At 36.0% G+C, this 16589-nt stretch carries 11 protein-coding genes; 2 read left to right on the forward strand and 9 right to left on the reverse strand.

The window, feature by feature from the left end; genetic code table 11:
• Positions 1-108 precede the first annotated feature (108 nt).
• The gene (locus DFQ08_RS10885) at positions 109-819 is read right to left on the reverse strand and encodes a toxin-antitoxin system YwqK family antitoxin (RefSeq protein ID WP_114310049.1); all 711 of its coding nucleotides are present in this window, start codon (positions 817-819) and stop codon (positions 109-111) included.
• A 65-nt stretch (positions 820-884) separates the two neighbouring features.
• On the opposite strand from DFQ08_RS10885, the gene DFQ08_RS10890 reads away from it, so the two are divergent.
• Positions 885-1901, forward strand: coding sequence for a fasciclin domain-containing protein (locus DFQ08_RS10890; RefSeq protein WP_114310050.1), 1017 nt, complete (start codon positions 885-887; stop codon positions 1899-1901).
• A gap of 343 nt (positions 1902-2244) precedes the next feature.
• On the opposite strand, the gene yidC is transcribed toward DFQ08_RS10890, so the two are convergent.
• The 8 genes from yidC to bshC form a co-directional block, all read right to left on the reverse strand.
• On the reverse strand, positions 2245-4158 hold the full coding sequence (gene yidC, locus DFQ08_RS10895) for a membrane protein insertase YidC (protein WP_114310051.1): 1914 nt from the start codon (positions 4156-4158) through the stop codon (positions 2245-2247).
• Positions 4159-4290: 132 nt separating this feature from the next.
• Positions 4291-5907 carry a CTP synthase gene (locus DFQ08_RS10900; RefSeq protein WP_114310052.1) on the reverse strand — a complete coding sequence of 539 codons (1617 nt, stop codon included), beginning with the start codon at positions 5905-5907 and terminating at the stop codon, positions 4291-4293.
• 308 nt (positions 5908-6215) lie between these two features.
• A complete protein-coding gene (locus tag DFQ08_RS10905) occupies positions 6216-6443 on the reverse strand; it encodes a DUF3820 family protein (RefSeq protein ID WP_114310053.1) in 228 nt (75 codons plus the stop codon).
• Positions 6444-6504: 61 nt separating this feature from the next.
• Entirely contained in the window at positions 6505-7044 is a 540-nt protein-coding gene (locus tag DFQ08_RS10910; protein ID WP_245935420.1) for a DUF922 domain-containing protein, read from the reverse strand.
• An 89-nt stretch (positions 7045-7133) separates the two neighbouring features.
• Positions 7134-9044, reverse strand: a complete 1911-nt coding sequence (locus tag DFQ08_RS10915; protein WP_181858398.1) for a LysM peptidoglycan-binding domain-containing protein — start codon at positions 9042-9044, stop codon at positions 7134-7136.
• 96 nt (positions 9045-9140) lie between these two features.
• Positions 9141-10676 carry a glutamine-hydrolyzing GMP synthase gene (guaA, locus tag DFQ08_RS10920; protein WP_114310055.1) on the reverse strand — a complete coding sequence of 512 codons (1536 nt, stop codon included), beginning with the start codon at positions 10674-10676 and terminating at the stop codon, positions 9141-9143.
• Positions 10677-10935: 259 nt separating this feature from the next.
• Positions 10936-12306, reverse strand: coding sequence for a pyridoxal phosphate-dependent decarboxylase family protein (locus DFQ08_RS10925; RefSeq protein WP_114310056.1), 1371 nt, complete (start codon positions 12304-12306; stop codon positions 10936-10938).
• Between the two features lie 6 nt (positions 12307-12312).
• On the reverse strand, positions 12313-13908 hold the full coding sequence (bshC, locus tag DFQ08_RS10930; protein ID WP_114310057.1) for a bacillithiol biosynthesis cysteine-adding enzyme BshC: 1596 nt from the start codon (positions 13906-13908) through the stop codon (positions 12313-12315).
• A 114-nt stretch (positions 13909-14022) separates the two neighbouring features.
• On the opposite strand from bshC, the gene DFQ08_RS10935 reads away from it, so the two are divergent.
• Positions 14023-16503, forward strand: coding sequence for a M14 metallopeptidase family protein (locus tag DFQ08_RS10935; protein WP_114310058.1), 2481 nt, complete (start codon positions 14023-14025; stop codon positions 16501-16503).
• The last annotated feature ends 86 nt before the right edge of the window (positions 16504-16589 follow it).

Consider the following 16589-nt stretch of genomic DNA (forward strand, 5'->3'; position numbering starts at 1 on the left):
CAATTTACATTATGCTTTGTTCGAAAACATTTGGCAAAATTACAAAATAAAAAAGGCAATCTTACATAGATTGCCATTCTCAAATCCTATTTAAACCATAGTTAATCCCTATGGTTTTTTAGATATGACTTTCTGATTGGTGTGATCTACAGTTTTAGTTAATTTACCATCCTTATAATACTTCCAAATCCCTTTCTTCTGATTTTGTTCATAAACGCCTTCTGAGGTTAACTGATTATCGGCATTGTAATAATACGCTTGCCCATGGAGTTTGTCCTTCTTATAAATGGTATGGCGTAAAAGGGTATTTTTCTCAGAATACCACTTGGCTTCACCGTCTAACTTCCCATCTTTATAATGCGCAAGTTCTGCTAAAACACCATTAGGATAATACACAAAACGTTCTCCTGAAAGTAGACCTGCATCATTATAATACTCTTCAATCATTTTTTTTGATGAATTTTTATGGTAAAAAATCCACTTCCCCATAAAGCGCTTCCCATTCATTTGCCCTTCACTAATCACCTTTTTATTTGAGGCATAAAAACTAACCTTAGCAATACTATCAGTTTCATTAAATACTTTGACTGCACTTAATACACTTTTCCCAGCCGATAGCGTGTAATATTTAAAGGTGTCAACTTCCTTACCGTGTTCAAAAACCCCTTCATAGCGTTTTTGATCCGTCTGGTAATAGTTCTTGGTCCACAAGCCATGCCGTTTCTTGTTTTTATCAAACTGATTTACTGCATCTTGTGCCTGTACAGATGTTAAAAATAATGTTAAAGTAAATAAGACGTAAACTAATTGTTTAATCATTTTGTAATTTAGTTAAACAAACTTTTGTAGAGTTTGAATGTTGAACAATTTAAAAACTCAAAACAATGAAAATTATTTCAAAAAACTTCAAATTACTTACAGTATTTCTATTGGTTTTAGGTCTTACTGCATGTAGTGATGATGATGACAACAATCTACCCCCTGCTGAACCTATGACAATCGTAGATGTAGCGATTGAAAACAATTTAACATCTCTAGCTGCCGCTTTAGAAGCTACCGATTTGGTTAGTACATTACAAAGTGAAGGACCTTTTACCGTATTTGCTCCAACGAATGATGCATTTAGTGATTTTCTAACGGAAGCCAATATTGATTTATCTAATATGACGGCTACTGAAATTGTAACCGTAAGAAACGTATTATTTAATCATGTGATTGCTGGAGCTACTATTACCTCTACAGATTTAATTGGTGCAGGTTCTGGTTATGTGAGTACTGAAGCTGCTGGTGTAGCAGGGAACAACATGAGTTTATTTTATAATTTTACTGAAGGTAGCGTTGTACTTAACGGAATGTCTACAGTAACCACTGCCGATGTCACCGCCTCTAATGGTATTGTCCATGTGGTGGATGAAGTGATTACTTTACCTTCAATAGTAACTTTCGCTACTGCAGACCCTAATTTTAGTAATTTAGTTGCGGCTCTAACCGCTGATGGTCAACCTGATTTTGTAACTACATTATCACTACCTAACGGAGTAACGCCAACACCATTTACAGTTTTCGCTCCTGTAAACACAGCTTTCCAAGCCTTATTAGATAGTAACGACAACTGGAACTCTGTTGCGGATATCGATTCGGATTTATTAACAAATGTTTTACAACACCACGTTATTACTGAAGCCAACGTAAGATCAGAAGACCTTAGCGATGGTATGATGCCAACGACCTTAGAAGGGGATATGATAACGATTAACTTACCAGGAAATGACGGGAATCCGGCTAAAATTACCGATGGTGCTGGGAATACAGACATCGATATTATTGCTGCAGATGTACAAGCGATTAATGGTGTAATTCATGCTGTTGAAACTGTATTACTTCCAGATACGACTAATTAAAAATAAAGAAAGTACATACCCCTATATTGATTGATTAATTGCAAAACATCCAAACGACATACAGTTTGGGTGTTTTTTTATGCTGCTTATTTCATCATAACACTTTTCATCCCTAACTCCAACCCTAGCGTCTTCCCTACACCCTTCTATCTAAAGCATGGAATGATACGATAGCTTCTAAGCTTTGAGTTGTATATTCTTTAAGGTTTATATCTAATTTGAAGATTCACCCCTCGCAATTAAATCTCAATACAAGGCAAAAATAAAGCCTTAACACTGCATGTTAAGGCTCTATTAGACTTTTTGAGTCTCTATATAAAGGCGACGTTAAACGCCTGTAGACTTATTTTTTGCGTCCACGTTGTTGCGCTTGCTTTTGTTGCTCGGCTTGCTCCATCATTTCAGCCATTTTTTTCTGAAACTTACTTTGCTTTTTAGGCTTCGTTTTATTCACTTCAATCTTAGCTAAAACTTTGTCCTCGTCAATAATGTAATTTTTAATCACGAGCATAATTCCAATACTAATAGAGTTAGAAATAAAATAATATAAACTTAAACCAGAGGCATAGTTATTAAAGAAGACTAACATCATTAATGGAGAGAAGTAAATCATGTACTTCATCATCTTAGCCATATCTGGCATCCCTTCTTGTGTTGGTTGATTTGCCATTTGCTGACCTGTTGTCATTTTCATATAAAAGAAAATCGCAATCGCTGCCAAAATTGGAAATAAACTAACGTGATCTCCATATAGTGGAATACGGAATGGTAAATCTAAAACCGAATCAAATGAACTTAAATCATCTGCCCAAAGGAAACTTTTTTGTCTTAATGCAAAGGCTGTTGGGAAAAACATGAATAAGGCATAGAATACAGGAATTTGCATTAATCCTGGTAGACAACCACTTAAAGGACTTGCTCCTGCACGGCTTTGAATAGCCATGGTTTCTTGCTGTGCTTTTAATTTATTGTCTTTGTATTTTTCTCTTACTGCATCTAATTCTGGTTTTAAGATTTTCATCTTCGCCTGCGATAAGAATTGCTTGTACTGTACAAAAGATAATAAAATCTTAACTAGAACCGTCATTACAATAATAGCGATACCGTAAGGTAAAAAGCCACTTAAGAAGTTAAATAATGGAATGAATAACATTTTATTTATCCAACCAAAAATTCCCCATCCAAAAGGAATACTTTTCTCTAATCCTTTATCGTATTGTTTTAAGGTTTTACTATCTGTAGGTCCGTAATACAATCCAAAATTCTTATTTAATTCACCACCATTATACGCTAAAGGCATTTTAGCTGTATATAATTTAGTGTATAAGGTATCTATTTCTTCATCTTCAACTAAATTTAACGAGGTCATTGCCACATTATCTAAAGTTGCATTTTCAGCCGCTAAAATAGTACTAAAGAAATGCTGTCTGTAAGAAACCCAATCCACATCACTTACTGTTTCATCGTCATCACCTCCTTGCGATAATTTATCTACTTTACCATCATCATGCATATAGGTTAAACGCGTGTAACGGTTTTCGTAACTGATACTTTTTGAATGACGAATGGTCTTTTGTTTCCAATCTATAGCAATAGGCTGCGATGTATTAAAGACACCGTTTAAACCTTGCGATCGAATTGAAAAGTCAATCATATAATCGTTTGGTTTCAACTCATAACGGTATTCTAAAAAGTCCGATGCAGAGACCTTAAGCTTCATAGAGACTACGGTATTTTCACCGTTTTTAGTCACCGTAGGTTCAAAAGGAAAATCTTGAGTATTTAAAGTTCTGTTATCAGAAGTTCCAAAGGTAAGGTTAAAGGCACTGTTTTGGTCTTTTACCATATATACCGGAACCGAGTCATAGTCTACAAAGTTTCTTAATTTCACTTCTGCTAAATGTCCCCCTTTACGGTTAAATTTTAATTCAAACACGTCCGTAGTCACCCTTGTGTATTGTTCTGACGACTTTGGTAAGGTTAAAGCATAAGCAAATGCGCCTACTTTATTCTGAAGGGCTGCTTTTTGTGTCGAGTCTAAAACTTGTGTATTTTCAGTATAATCACTAGCCGTGGTTACTAAAGCAGCATTCTGTTTACTTTGATTATTTTCTGCTTCTGCCTGAGCTTGCTCTGCTTGCTTTTGTGCTTCAAGCTCCTCTGGTGTAGGTTGATTCTGGTACATTACGTATAATAATATCCCAAAAATGAGTACGAAACCTATAATAGATTTAACGTCGAATTTCTTTTCTTCCATGTCATATTAATTTTCGACCTCTTTAAGTGATAAGTCGCCCTTTATTAGGCATCTCACTTAAGAGGTCTTAAATGGTTCTATTCCGATTCTTCAAATAGTTAACCAATTTTTAGTTTGCGACAAAGTGACGCATTATTTTTTCTTATTGTATTTTAAGGCTGCTTCAATAAAGGCGATAAATAAAGGATGTGGATTTTTCACCGTACTCTTATATTCCGGGTGGTATTGTACCCCAATAAACCAATCATTTGTAGGAATCTCTACAATTTCTACCAATCCTGTTTCAGGATTAAAGCCTGTAGCTTTCATTCCTGCAGCTTCAAATAGTGATTTATAATCATTATTAAATTCAAAACGGTGTCTGTGTCTTTCCGTTATTAATTCAGAATTATAAACACTATGCGCTATACTTTCTTGTTCTAATTTACAATCCCAAGTTCCTAAACGCATGGTTCCTCCTTTATTAGTAACTCCTTTTTGTGAGGCCATTAAACTAATCACAGGGTCTGCAGTTTTATCGTCCATTTCTACAGAGTTTGCCTCCGGTAGTTTTAAGACATTTCTAGCATATTCAATAACCGCCATTTGCATTCCTAAACAAATTCCTAAAAATGGAATATTATTTTCACGTACAAACTGAACGGCTGCAATTTTACCTTCTATACCACGTTCTCCAAAACCTGGCGCCACTAAAACACCATCTAAATGGCCAAGTTTAAATTCAATATTGCTTTCCGATAAGTATTCAGAATGAATTGGTTCTACATTAACCTTTACTTCATTCTCTGCACCGGCATGAATAAACGCCTCTAAAATAGACTTATAAGAATCTTGAAGTTCTACATATTTACCAATAAGACCAATAGTAACTTCGCTTTTAGGATTTTTATGACGCTTTAAAAATTCATTCCATTGCTCTAAATCTGGCACATCGCTTTTAAGCTGAAGTTGGTTTAAGACCACTTTATCTAAGCCTTCCTTAAGCATTAAATTAGGCACGTCGTAAATGGTTGAAGCATCAATAGATTCGATTACCGCTTCTTTTTTCACATTACAAAAACGCGCTAATTTCGTTTTTAAACTGTCACTTAATTTGTGCTCTGTTCTACAAACTAAAATATCGGCTTGTACCCCACTCTCCATCAAGGTTTTTACACTGTGCTGGGTTGGTTTTGTTTTTAATTCACCGGCAGCAGATAAATAAGGCACTAAGGTTAAGTGAATAACACAGGTATTGTGCTCTCCTAAATCCCATTCTAACTGTCTTACAGCTTCGATATAAGGTAAGGATTCAATATCTCCAACAGTTCCTCCAATTTCAGTAATGACGATATCGTAATCTCCAGAATTTCCTAAAATCTGAATTCTACGTTTAATTTCGTCAGTAATATGAGGAATTACTTGAACCGTTTTCCCTAAAAACTCGCCACGACGTTCTTGATCAATAACACTTTGGTAAATTCTACCAGTAGTAACGTTATTGGCTTGTGAAGTGGGCACGTTTAAAAAGCGTTCGTAATGTCCTAAATCTAAATCGGTTTCAGCACCATCATCTGTTACGTAACATTCGCCATGCTCGTAAGGATTTAAAGTACCGGGATCGATGTTAATATAAGGATCTAATTTTTGAATGGTGGCTCTGTAACCTTGTGCTTGAAGGAGTTTAGCTAGTGATGCTGCTATAATACCTTTTCCGAGAGAAGAAGATACGCCTCCGGTTACAAAAATATACTTCGGGTTTGTAGTCATGATACGTTATTAAACGCAGGCAAAATTACAAAATTTAATGAGTTATTCTCTATTTGTTTATGGTTTGTTGATATGTTCTTTTTAATATTCAAAGTAAAGGCCTAAAACAAGGCTTAATCCCTATAGTCCAAGTGCTTGAAAATTAATACTTCCTTTAAAAGCTTATACAAATCCACTAAGCTTTTATGATAATTGAGAAATAAAAAAAGAAGCGTCCCTATTTTAACAAAAGATAAGCTCTGAACGTTCTAAAAAAATAACACATCTAAAGCCCAAAGTTTAGCACTAAAGAAAATAAATGAATGGGGTTACTTCTTAAAATCTCTTCGGATGGTGTAGATCAACTCTTCTAAACCATTAATCTTTATCTCGCACATTTGCGCCATCATACGTCCTAATTTTCCTGGTGGAAAACCTTTTTGTTGGTACCATATGTAGTAAGCCTCAGGAACATCTATAAGATAATAGTTTTTATATTTTCCAAATGGCATTTTATAATGTGCCAACTCAATTAAAACGGTGCCGTCTAATTCCATGCTAACTTGTATCGGTAGGGGTTTTGTTGAATTCTTAAACCTTACTGAAACCGGTTTAATCTTATAAGGATTGAAACGATTCTAGCTGCTTAAGCTCTTGTGTAATGTTGGTTTTCCATTCTTGTTGCGCCGTTTCGTTCATAGAATGATTGGTTTCTAAATCGTAACGTTGTTGACGCTCATTTAAGGCCGTATTGATCTGCGAATGCAAGGCCTTCATTTGTGCCTTTATTTTCCTATTCACCTTTAATAAGGCCAATTCTTTTCTAAACTGACGGGCATAAAGTTCAGTAATATCAAAATGTAATTGTTCGTGGGCCAAAACATGAGGGTTGGCTTTGTCTTTAATATACCATGATTTATGCGGATAAAACTGAGCGGACACCGTGGTAGAAAAATCAACAATTTGGCTTCCTGATGTTTTTACCGTAAAACCAAAAGTTATCCCTGATGCTGTTAAGGCTGCTGCATCAGAATTCGAATCTGGGGGTGCTTTAAAATCGGCCCAAGTCAGTTTTTTATCTTCATTCCAAGTTATGGCATCGTCGTTGGATACGGGCGTCACCACCAGTAAGCTTAGAAAAAGAATTATAATTTTCACGTGTTGTTATCCTATTCATGTAGCATTATATTCTTAAACTCTAAGAACGACTCTAAACTTAAGTCTACTACACCATTACAGCCATCTTTTTAATTTGCGTTTATGATCTTAAGATTATCATATTTCACAATATAAATCGCTTCATTAATATACCCTCCAAATAAGGTTTTCTTGTATCTGAATTTATTTTCAACATACTCCGTTTCAATAGCTTCTAAGTTGCTATCGTATAGATTTTCAGCAGAAGCTAAACGCATCAGTAAATCTAAAGTAATATCGAAACCACGAGCCACATACTTACTCGGCGATACTCCATATTCTGCTCTGTAAGCTTTAACAAAACCGTTAGAGCTTGCTTCGTCGTAGTCTTTACGTACTGATGGATAATGGAAATGTAAATTAGATAAGTTATTATTATCGATATCCTTACCTTCAAAAGCTTTCCCTTTATCTAGGGTCGCTAAGATAATATCTGTTTTAGGTCCTACCAATCCATTAAGCATACTAATAACGCTTGTAGAGTAATTGTAATTATCCGTTTCTAAAAACACTAAGGTTTTCCCTGTTGAAATTACATTTTGCAAATCGGTATGATAGATAAAGAATGCATCTTTACTTTTATTCTTTTTATCTGGACGAGAATAAACAATCTTAGCATTTGGAAACTCTTGCTTAAGTGCCTCGCTACTTGCACGGTGTGCATGGTCTGAAATAATCACCACTTTTGTTTGGCTACTATCAGCTTTTACAAAATTAATCATGGCTTGACGCATCAGTTTTTCTTCCGGTAGCGTTTGAAACACATTGCTAAGCAACTCACTTGGTTTTGTCATAGCCGCTATAACAGGAATATTGTCTCTTTTTAGACTCATAGCTACACGACTAAAACTCTTCTCTTCAATTGGTCCTATAACCGCATCGTAGTCTGAAAAATCATTTTCAACCAAAATATCATTGGTTTTCGCCACGTTATAACGGGTATCAAACACTTTTAAATCTGTTGAAATTCCTAATTGCTTGGCGGAATCTAAAGCCATCATCACACCAATATGAAATTCTAAAACCGTAGACAACAAATTATTATTTTTCATCATCTCCTTAGTCTCTTCCACCGCATCTACATCAATTCGGTCAAGACGGTAAGGCATCATTAAGGCTATTTTTTTAGTCTTAAAATTGGTAAGATTTGTTTTTAAGTTGGTGGTTGAAACCGTTTCTAATTCAGAGGTTCCTCTAACAGTACCAGGAATCTTTAAAACCATTCCCGCTTTTAATCCGGTTTCTTTTAATTCCGGATTTAAATGTTCAAGTTGTTCTTGAGTAAGGTTTAATTTTACCTTTAATCTGTAGAATCCTTCTTTAGGTAATACTTCATAATAGCCAAATTCAGATTCAATCTCTTTTTCTTCTTGATCTTGAATATTAGGCACGTTTAACTCATCTCCAGGCTGAATCGTATCCTTCATAAATGGATTTAACGCCTCGAGATCGGCTACAGAAATCCCAAATTTATAGGCAATTCTCCATTTGCCTTCTTTAGGTTGTACCGTGTACTTTTTAACCGTATTGGTTAAGGTTTGTTTAGAACTCACCGTTTTATAACGTGGAATTCTAATTTTATCCCCTTTTTTTAAATTATTGGCATATAGAAAACGATTAGCTTTTTTAATCTCTTCTTCAGAGACCCCATACTTTTGGGTTAAACCATATAACGTTTCTTTACGTTTTACTTTGTGTGTTGTATATCCGGTAAGTTCTTTGCTTTCTTCTTCAATAGGCGCATTCTTAATCTTAGAATTCGGAATAATTAATACCGAATTAGGTTGAAATTTCCGCTGTGCATCAGGATTTAAAGCATAGATATCGAAAGGGGTTACTAAATAGGCTTTGGCAATACTTTTAATAGTTTCTCCAGGTTGAACCGTATGCTCAATATATTTCTGTTGCGCACTTACAAACGTTGTAACCGCAATTAAAATGATAGCCAAAATTTTCTTCATAAACGCTTTCTTTATACCTACAAGGTTAAAATTAACCTTGTAGGATTTTATAGGTTTTGTTTCGTCTTTACTTAAGACTAAACAGGTCATTTAAATTTACTCCCACTCAATGGTCGCAGGTGGTTTTGAGCTGATATCATAAACAACTCGGTTTACCCCTTTTACTTTATTTATAATTTCATTAGAGGTTTTCTGTAAAAACTCATAAGGTAAGTTTACCCAGTCTGCCGTCATACCATCAGTACTTTCTACCGCTCTTAAAGCGACACATTTTTCATAGGTACGCTCATCGCCCATAACACCAACACTATTAACAGGTAATAACATTGCCCCGGCTTGCCATACTTTATCGTAAAGGTTCCAAGCGCGTAGATTATTAATAAAAATAGCATCGACCTCTTGTAATATACGTACTTTCTCTTCCGTTAGATCTCCAAGAATACGAATTGCTAGTCCTGGTCCTGGAAAAGGGTGTCTTCCTAACAAGTGTTTATCCATATTCATCGAAGCTCCTACACGTCTTACCTCATCTTTAAATAAGGCTTTTAGAGGTTCTACTACTTTTAATTTCATAAAATCTGGTAAGCCCCCAACATTATGATGACTTTTTATCGTTGCACTTGGTCCTCCTGTTGCTGAGACACTCTCAATAACATCAGGGTAAATTGTTCCTTGTGCTAACCATTTTACATCTTGAATTAAGTGGGCTTCATCATCAAAAACTTCAATGAATACACGACCAATAGCTTTTCGTTTTAGCTCTGGATCACTCAATCCTTTTAACGCATCCAAAAAGCGTGCCGAAGCATCCACACCTTTTACATTAAGGCCCATACCTTCGTACTGCGTAAGGACGTCTTCAAATTCATTTTTACGAAGTAAACCGTTATTTACAAAAATACAGTAGAGGTTTTTACCAATAGCTTTATGTAATAACATAGCGGCTACTGAAGAATCTACCCCTCCAGATAATCCTAAAACGACTTTATCATCGCCTAATTGTTCTTGTAAACCTTCAACGGTTTCTTCTACAAAAGATTGTGGTGTCCAATCTTGTTCTACCGCTGCAATTTTTACTAAGAAATTATTTAAAAGTTGGTAACCATCTGTAGAATGGTAAACTTCTGGGTGAAATTGAATGGCATAGGTTTCTTCACCTTCAATTTTATAAGCTGCGTTTTCTACGTCATTAGTACTTGCTAATAAAACACCGCCTGTTGGTAATTGTTTTATCGTATCACTATGACTCATCCAAACCTGACTTCCTTCATGAATATTTTCAAAGAAAGGTTCATCAGTTTTGATGTAGCTTAAATTGGCTCTACCGTATTCTCTGGTATTAGACTCTGCCACTTCGCCACCTGAGAAATGCGCCAAATATTGTGCTCCGTAACAAACGGCTAACATTGGCTTTTTTCCTCTGATGCCTTCCAACTCGGGATGAAGCACGGCTTCTCCTCGAACGGAATTTGGGCTACCAGATAATATAACAGCTTTAAAGCTATCAGAATCTGAAGGAATTTTGTTGAATGGATGAATTTCGCAGTAGATGTTTAATTCTCTAACGCGACGCGCAATAAGCTGTGTGTATTGCGAACCGAAATCTAAAATAAGGACTTTGTTGTGTTGCATGCGCAAAAATAACGATTGATTTTGAAATTTTCGATTTACGAATTACATAAAATTTCAAAAAATATTAAATAATTAAAAAACAATATATTATAGGTTTTATTTTAAAACCCGCTTTTAAGCCTATTGCGTTGGTATAAACTTGGTTATAATCCGTAATGGCTTTAACGATTAAAGCCCTATACTTCATATAATTTTGAAATACTAAAGCCGTTAGCCATGCCAAACACAACTAACGGCTTTAAGACTAAAACTACAGTGGCTATTCCATAGTTTCTAAAATCATTTCTATATCGCGTTCCGTGGTATCCGGATTGATAAAGCAGAAACGAGAACAGGTTTCAAAAGTATCGCCATTTTTCCATTTTGTAGGCGTTACTAATGCGAATCCTTTTTTATGATTCTCGTAAGTCCAATGCGTATAATCTTCCGGCTCCCATCCTATTCTTCGGTATAAAACACAAGAAAGACTTGGCTCTCTCACCAATTCTAATTTAGGATGCGCTTCTATTAAACGGCCTGCAATTTGTGCCAATTCTAATCCACGTTCCACCGCTTCTTTATAACGATCTGTGCCGTGTGTTGCTAAAGAAAACCATAACGGTAAACCTCTAACACGTCTTGTTAATTGAATTTGATAATCGGTAGGATTAAATCCGTGAGCCCCTTCATCTTTAAAAATCTCTAAATAAGAGCCTTGTTGTGAATGTGCATTTTTAGCCAATTCCATATCTCTATAAAGTACTGCTCCACAATCGTAAGGTGAAAACATCCATTTATGAGGATCAATGGTAATACTATCGGCACGTTCAATCCCTTTAAAAAGATGACGTACAGAGTCTGCCACTAAGGCACCACCACCATAAGCGGCATCAATATGAAACCATAAATTCTGAGCTTCACAAACCTCTGCTATACTTGACAGATCATCAATAATACCCGCATTCGTTGTTCCACCTGTAGCCACTACCGCAAATAAACATTTACGTTGGTGCTCGGTTAAGGTTGCAATAGTTTCCTCTAGCATGGCTCCTGTAAGATGCTCTTCAGAATCCACTAAAATAATATCAACATCGGCTACTTTTGCCATGGCTTTAATAGAAGAATGCGCTCCTATAGAGGTAATAATTAATCCTTTTTCCCCTTTAAACTCTGCATTTTCTCTCCAATGTTCTCTTGCCGTAACTATGGCCGATAAATTTGCCGCTGTTCCGCCACTTGTAAAGACTCCGAAAGCCCCTTCTGGCATTCCTGTTAAAGAGACAATCCAACTCATAGCTTCGTTTTCACAGAAAATTCCACCAGCGCCTTCCATCCAATACGCCCCGTGTATACTTGACGCCGACGTTATAAGATCGAACATGATGGCTGCTTTTGTTGGTGATGCCGGCACAAAAGCCAAATTTCGAGGATGATCTACAGGAACATTAGTCTTAGCCAAGTGTTCTTTCCATAAATTAAAAGCGTATTCGCCGCCAACTCCTTTCGGAGTCACGGTATCCCCGACTAAGGCTTTTAAATCTTCCGATTTTCTAGGTTTTCCAATTTGATGTTCTGTTGCTGAAACTCTTCCGATGACATATTTCATGACATCTAAAGTCATCTCAATCAAATCAATATCAATGTGATGCATTAATTATTATAAATTTAATATTAAAAATTCGCCTTGAAGTGGTTTTAAGGCTTTGGTTAGTTGAGGTATCAGTTGGTCGCCGTATTCCAAATACAATTCTGAAAAATTGGTATTTCGTTCTTGTAAACTTTGACCTGGAAACAAGGCTTCTTGCAAAGCTGTACAGCGTTCTATTTGGTCTGCAAGCTTTCGTTTTTGTGCTTTTAATAAGCGCTTTTCAAGATGTTGTAATCCTTTTATTTGTTTTACTTCTTGCGATTTTACGGCCCCCACAAAAGATTGATCTGTTTGTTTCGCTAAATCATAAAGGGCTTTAAACTGCTCTTCTAAATGCTTTACTTGTTCAGAAAAATCGATATCAATATTAGAAATTTTTCGCACTTTCTTGTTAATGAAAGAATGGCGATCTAAGAACAAATCGCGATTAGAAATCTGTAGTCGTTCTAATTTTTCTGCTTGTTTTTCAGATTTTATTAAGGCTGAGTTTCGTAATAACAATATAGGAAAGGTGACATTTTGAGCTTCAAAATTGGCCTTTAACTGCAACCAATAAATCATTTCTCCGCCACCACCAATATAACAAAGGTTGGGTAAAATAACTTCTTGATATAGGGGTCTCATGATCACGTTTGGAGAAAAACGCTCCGGATAAGCTTCTAAATGCTGAAGCAATTCGGGTTGCGTCCATTTAAAATCAGATTCTAAAACAGAAAATTCGCCATCTTGCTCTACAATGCGTTCTCTTAGGCCATCTTTGATATAAAATAAGTTAATTTCTCTAGGATTAACTTGAATGGTTAAGTTTAGATCTTCAAGCTTTTTATTGGTTTCAGCAACTTCTTTAAACGCCGTTTGATCTAATAACTCCTTTTTCATTTGCGGAATAAATAGGCGTTTTAAAGCTTTGTCATCTGCATCTATAATTACTAAACCTTGATCTGAAAATAAGGCATTAGCTAAATAACGTGTGGCATCAGCGAGGTTGTCATGGTTAAGATAGGCCTCTTTAAACCATGTTTTTAATTGTTCTGCATGTTTTCCGGGGCCAAATTCAGAGGCTATAACATTATAAACGGCCTCTAAGCCTTCGGTATTAAAATGTCCAACCGCTCCTGTTTGCTCAGAATTCCACTGTATTTTTTTTCCTTTAAAGTTGAAATAATTAATTTCTTCAAAATCATGATCTTCAGAAGCCATCCAATACACTGGCACAAAATTATACTTAGGATAAGCCGCTTTTAGCTCCTTACTTAAATTGATGGTAGAAATAATTTTATACAGAAAATAAAGTGGTCCCGTAAATAAATTCAGTTGATGTCCCGTGGTAATCGTGAAGGTCGTTTCTGAATTAAGCAGCGAAATATTTTCAATCGTCGCCTCAGAAGCTCGTACGTTTTTATATTGCTGTTCTAAACTCTCTACCAAAACGTTTCGAGACTGAGGTGTTATGGTTCCCTGTTTCTCTTCTAACTGTGCTTTAAAGTTCTCTAATTTTGGAAATCGATGATAGAAGCCTTTTAACTCGGGGGTCTCATCGAGATAATCACAAATAAAGTCTGAAAAATAATGGGTTTCCCTAAACGGAATACAGTCGGTTGGCATACAAATTATTTATTTGGGCATAAATATACTGCACTTCTATTTTTTAACTACTAATTTTTAGTTAATTCAGCCGAGCAATGTATATTTACTAGCTTGTAATTAATCCGCTATTCCATGCAAAAACTTATGCTTGCACTCTTCGTGCTTTTTACCTTCCAACTGTCCTTAGTATCTCAAAACCTACAATCGCCAAGCGAATTCCTAGGTTACCCTATTGGAAGTCAATTCAGTAGAAACCATCAAATTGTCGATTATTTTAAGGCCGTCGCCGCAGCACGCCCTAAACAAGTAAAAATTGAATCTTACGGAACCACCAATGAACGCAGAGGTTTAAACTTAGCGTACATTTCTAGTGAAGAAAATATAAAGAATTTAGAAGCCATTAGAACCAAGAATTTAAAAAACATTGGTCTTTTGGAAGGAAAGGCTACCTCCTCTGAGGTTGCTATTGTCTGGCTAAGCTATAATGTGCACGGTAATGAAGCCTCTAGCTCTGAAGCCGCAATGTTAACCTTGTACAATTTACTTACAAAACATAACGACCTGCTTAAAAATACGGTGGTTATTATCGATCCTTCTGTAAATCCTGATGGTCGCGATCGTTATGTTAATTGGTACAACCAAACTGCAGACAATATCTACAATACAGATGCCCAAGCTAGCGAGCATCAAGAGCCATGGCCTGGTGGAAGACCCAACCATTACCTTTTTGATCTCAACAGAGATTGGGTTTGGGCGACACAAGTAGAAACACAGCAACGCCTCAAAGTTTATAACCAATGGATGCCGCATGTGCATGTTGATTTTCATGAACAAGGCATAAATGAGCCTTATTATTTTGCTCCTGCCGCAGAACCATTTCATGAAATTATAACCGATTGGCAACGCGATTTTCAAACTGAAATTGGAAAAAATCATGCGAAATACTTCGATGCTGAAGGTTGGTTATTTTTCACTCGAGAACGTTTCGATTTGTTTTACCCAAGTTATGGAGATACTTACCCTACCTATATGGGCGCTATGGGAATGACTTACGAACAAGGAGGTCATGGTAGAGCCGGTTTAGGAATTTTAAACGATGAAGGCCATATTTTAACTTTAGTAGAACGCCTTACTCACCATACAACAACGGGACTTTCTACCATAGAAATGGCTTCAAAAAATGCAAAACAACTCAATACTGAATTTAAAAAGTTCTTTAACAATGCCTCGCTTAACTGTAAAAGTTACGTGGTTCAAGGAGAAACTAATCACATTAATAGCCTAAAGGAGCTTTTAAATACTCATCAGATTCAATTTGAAAAACCAGAGGCCAATAAAGTTTCAGGCTACCAGTACAGCACCGCAAAGAAAGGTCAGATGACGATTAATAATTCGGCTTTAGTTATCCATAGCGATCAACCAAAAGGTAAGATGGTTAAAGTCCTTTTTGAACCTAATGCCAAACTTTCAGATTCATTAACTTACGATATCACGGCTTGGTCCCTACCCTATGCTTATGGTTTAGAAGCTATAGCTAGCACCACAAAAGTTAAGAGCAACACCAACTTTACGACTGAAAATCAACCTGCATTAAACGATGCTTATGGTTACGTCAGTGCTTGGAATAGTATGAATGACGCTCAGTTTTTAGCGGAATTATTACAACAAAACTTTAAGGTGCGCTTTACAGAAAAACCGTTCCGTTCAAAAGACAGCAAGTTTGAACGAGGTTCACTCATCATTACTAAAGGTGATAATAAGCATATTGAAAATGCCGTAGCACAATTACAACGTATAGCTAACACCTTTAATCAAGAGTTGACTGAAATTCATTCAGGATTTTCTCAAACCACACCAGATATAGGCTCTCCAGATATTAAGTTAATCAACAAACAAAAGGTTGCCGTACTTTCTGGAGAAGGTACCTCTTCTTTAAGTTATGGCGAAGTATGGTATTTCTTTGAACAAGATTTGCACTACCCTTTAACCTCAATAAACACAGCTCATTTAGACCGCACCAATTTAGATGCTTACCATGTGCTTATCCTTCCTAATGGAAATTATAGAAACGTTCTGAGCGAAAAAACCATGACAAAACTAAAAGACTGGGTACGTTCTGGAGGAAAATTGATTGCCATAGACGGCGCTTTAAGAAATTTTGATAGAGATGAAGATTTAAATTTAAGTTCTAAACGATCAGAAAATAATACGGAAACACCACTATTGACTTCTTATGCTGACCGCGAGCGCGCCTACAGTAACCATTTAATTACGGGAGCAATTTTTAAAGCTAAAGTAGACAACACCCATCCTATGGGCTTTGGGTATGGTCAAGACTATTTCACCTTAAAACAAGGAAGTCACAACTATAATTTGCTTAGCAAAGGTTACAATGTGGCGTATTTAAATAACACCCAAGTTTTTTCTGGTTTTGCCGGACAAGAGGCTTTAAAGCAATTAGACCAAACTTTAATTTTTGGTGAAGAGCCTTTTGGAAATGGAAGTTTTATTTACATGGTAGACAACACGCTTTTCAGGAATTTCTGGGAAAATGGAAAACTCTTTTTAGCGAATTCTATTTTTATGGTGAATAATAACGCTTTTGAATTGTAGTCGCGTTTTCAACTCAAACAATACCGTCTTATAAAAGGACGAACACGTTTATTTTTTAAGATATAAAACCAACCTAAATACGGAAC

The organism is Winogradskyella arenosi (assembly GCF_003337305.1).
In the GTDB taxonomy this organism is placed as follows: Bacteria; Bacteroidota; Bacteroidia; order Flavobacteriales; family Flavobacteriaceae; genus Winogradskyella; species Winogradskyella arenosi.

Excerpts from the sequence above, each read along its gene's own strand:
- DFQ08_RS10885 (WP_114310049.1), bottom strand. The coding sequence starts at position 819 with ATGATTAAACAATTAGTTTACGTCTTATTTACTTTAACATTATTTTTA.
- DFQ08_RS10890 (WP_114310050.1), top strand. The coding sequence starts at position 885 with ATGAAAATTATTTCAAAAAACTTCAAATTACTTACAGTATTTCTATTG.
- yidC (WP_114310051.1), bottom strand. The coding sequence starts at position 4,158 with ATGGAAGAAAAGAAATTCGACGTTAAATCTATTATAGGTTTCGTACTC.
- DFQ08_RS10900 (WP_114310052.1), bottom strand. The coding sequence starts at position 5,907 with ATGACTACAAACCCGAAGTATATTTTTGTAACCGGAGGCGTATCTTCT.
- DFQ08_RS10905 (WP_114310053.1), bottom strand. The coding sequence starts at position 6,443 with ATGGAATTAGACGGCACCGTTTTAATTGAGTTGGCACATTATAAAATG.
- DFQ08_RS10915 (WP_181858398.1), bottom strand. The coding sequence starts at position 9,044 with ATGAAGAAAATTTTGGCTATCATTTTAATTGCGGTTACAACGTTTGTA.
- guaA (WP_114310055.1), bottom strand. The coding sequence starts at position 10,676 with ATGCAACACAACAAAGTCCTTATTTTAGATTTCGGTTCGCAATACACA.
- DFQ08_RS10925 (WP_114310056.1), bottom strand. The coding sequence starts at position 12,306 with ATGCATCACATTGATATTGATTTGATTGAGATGACTTTAGATGTCATG.
- bshC (WP_114310057.1), bottom strand. The coding sequence starts at position 13,908 with ATGCCAACCGACTGTATTCCGTTTAGGGAAACCCATTATTTTTCAGAC.
- DFQ08_RS10935 (WP_114310058.1), top strand. The coding sequence starts at position 14,023 with ATGCAAAAACTTATGCTTGCACTCTTCGTGCTTTTTACCTTCCAACTG.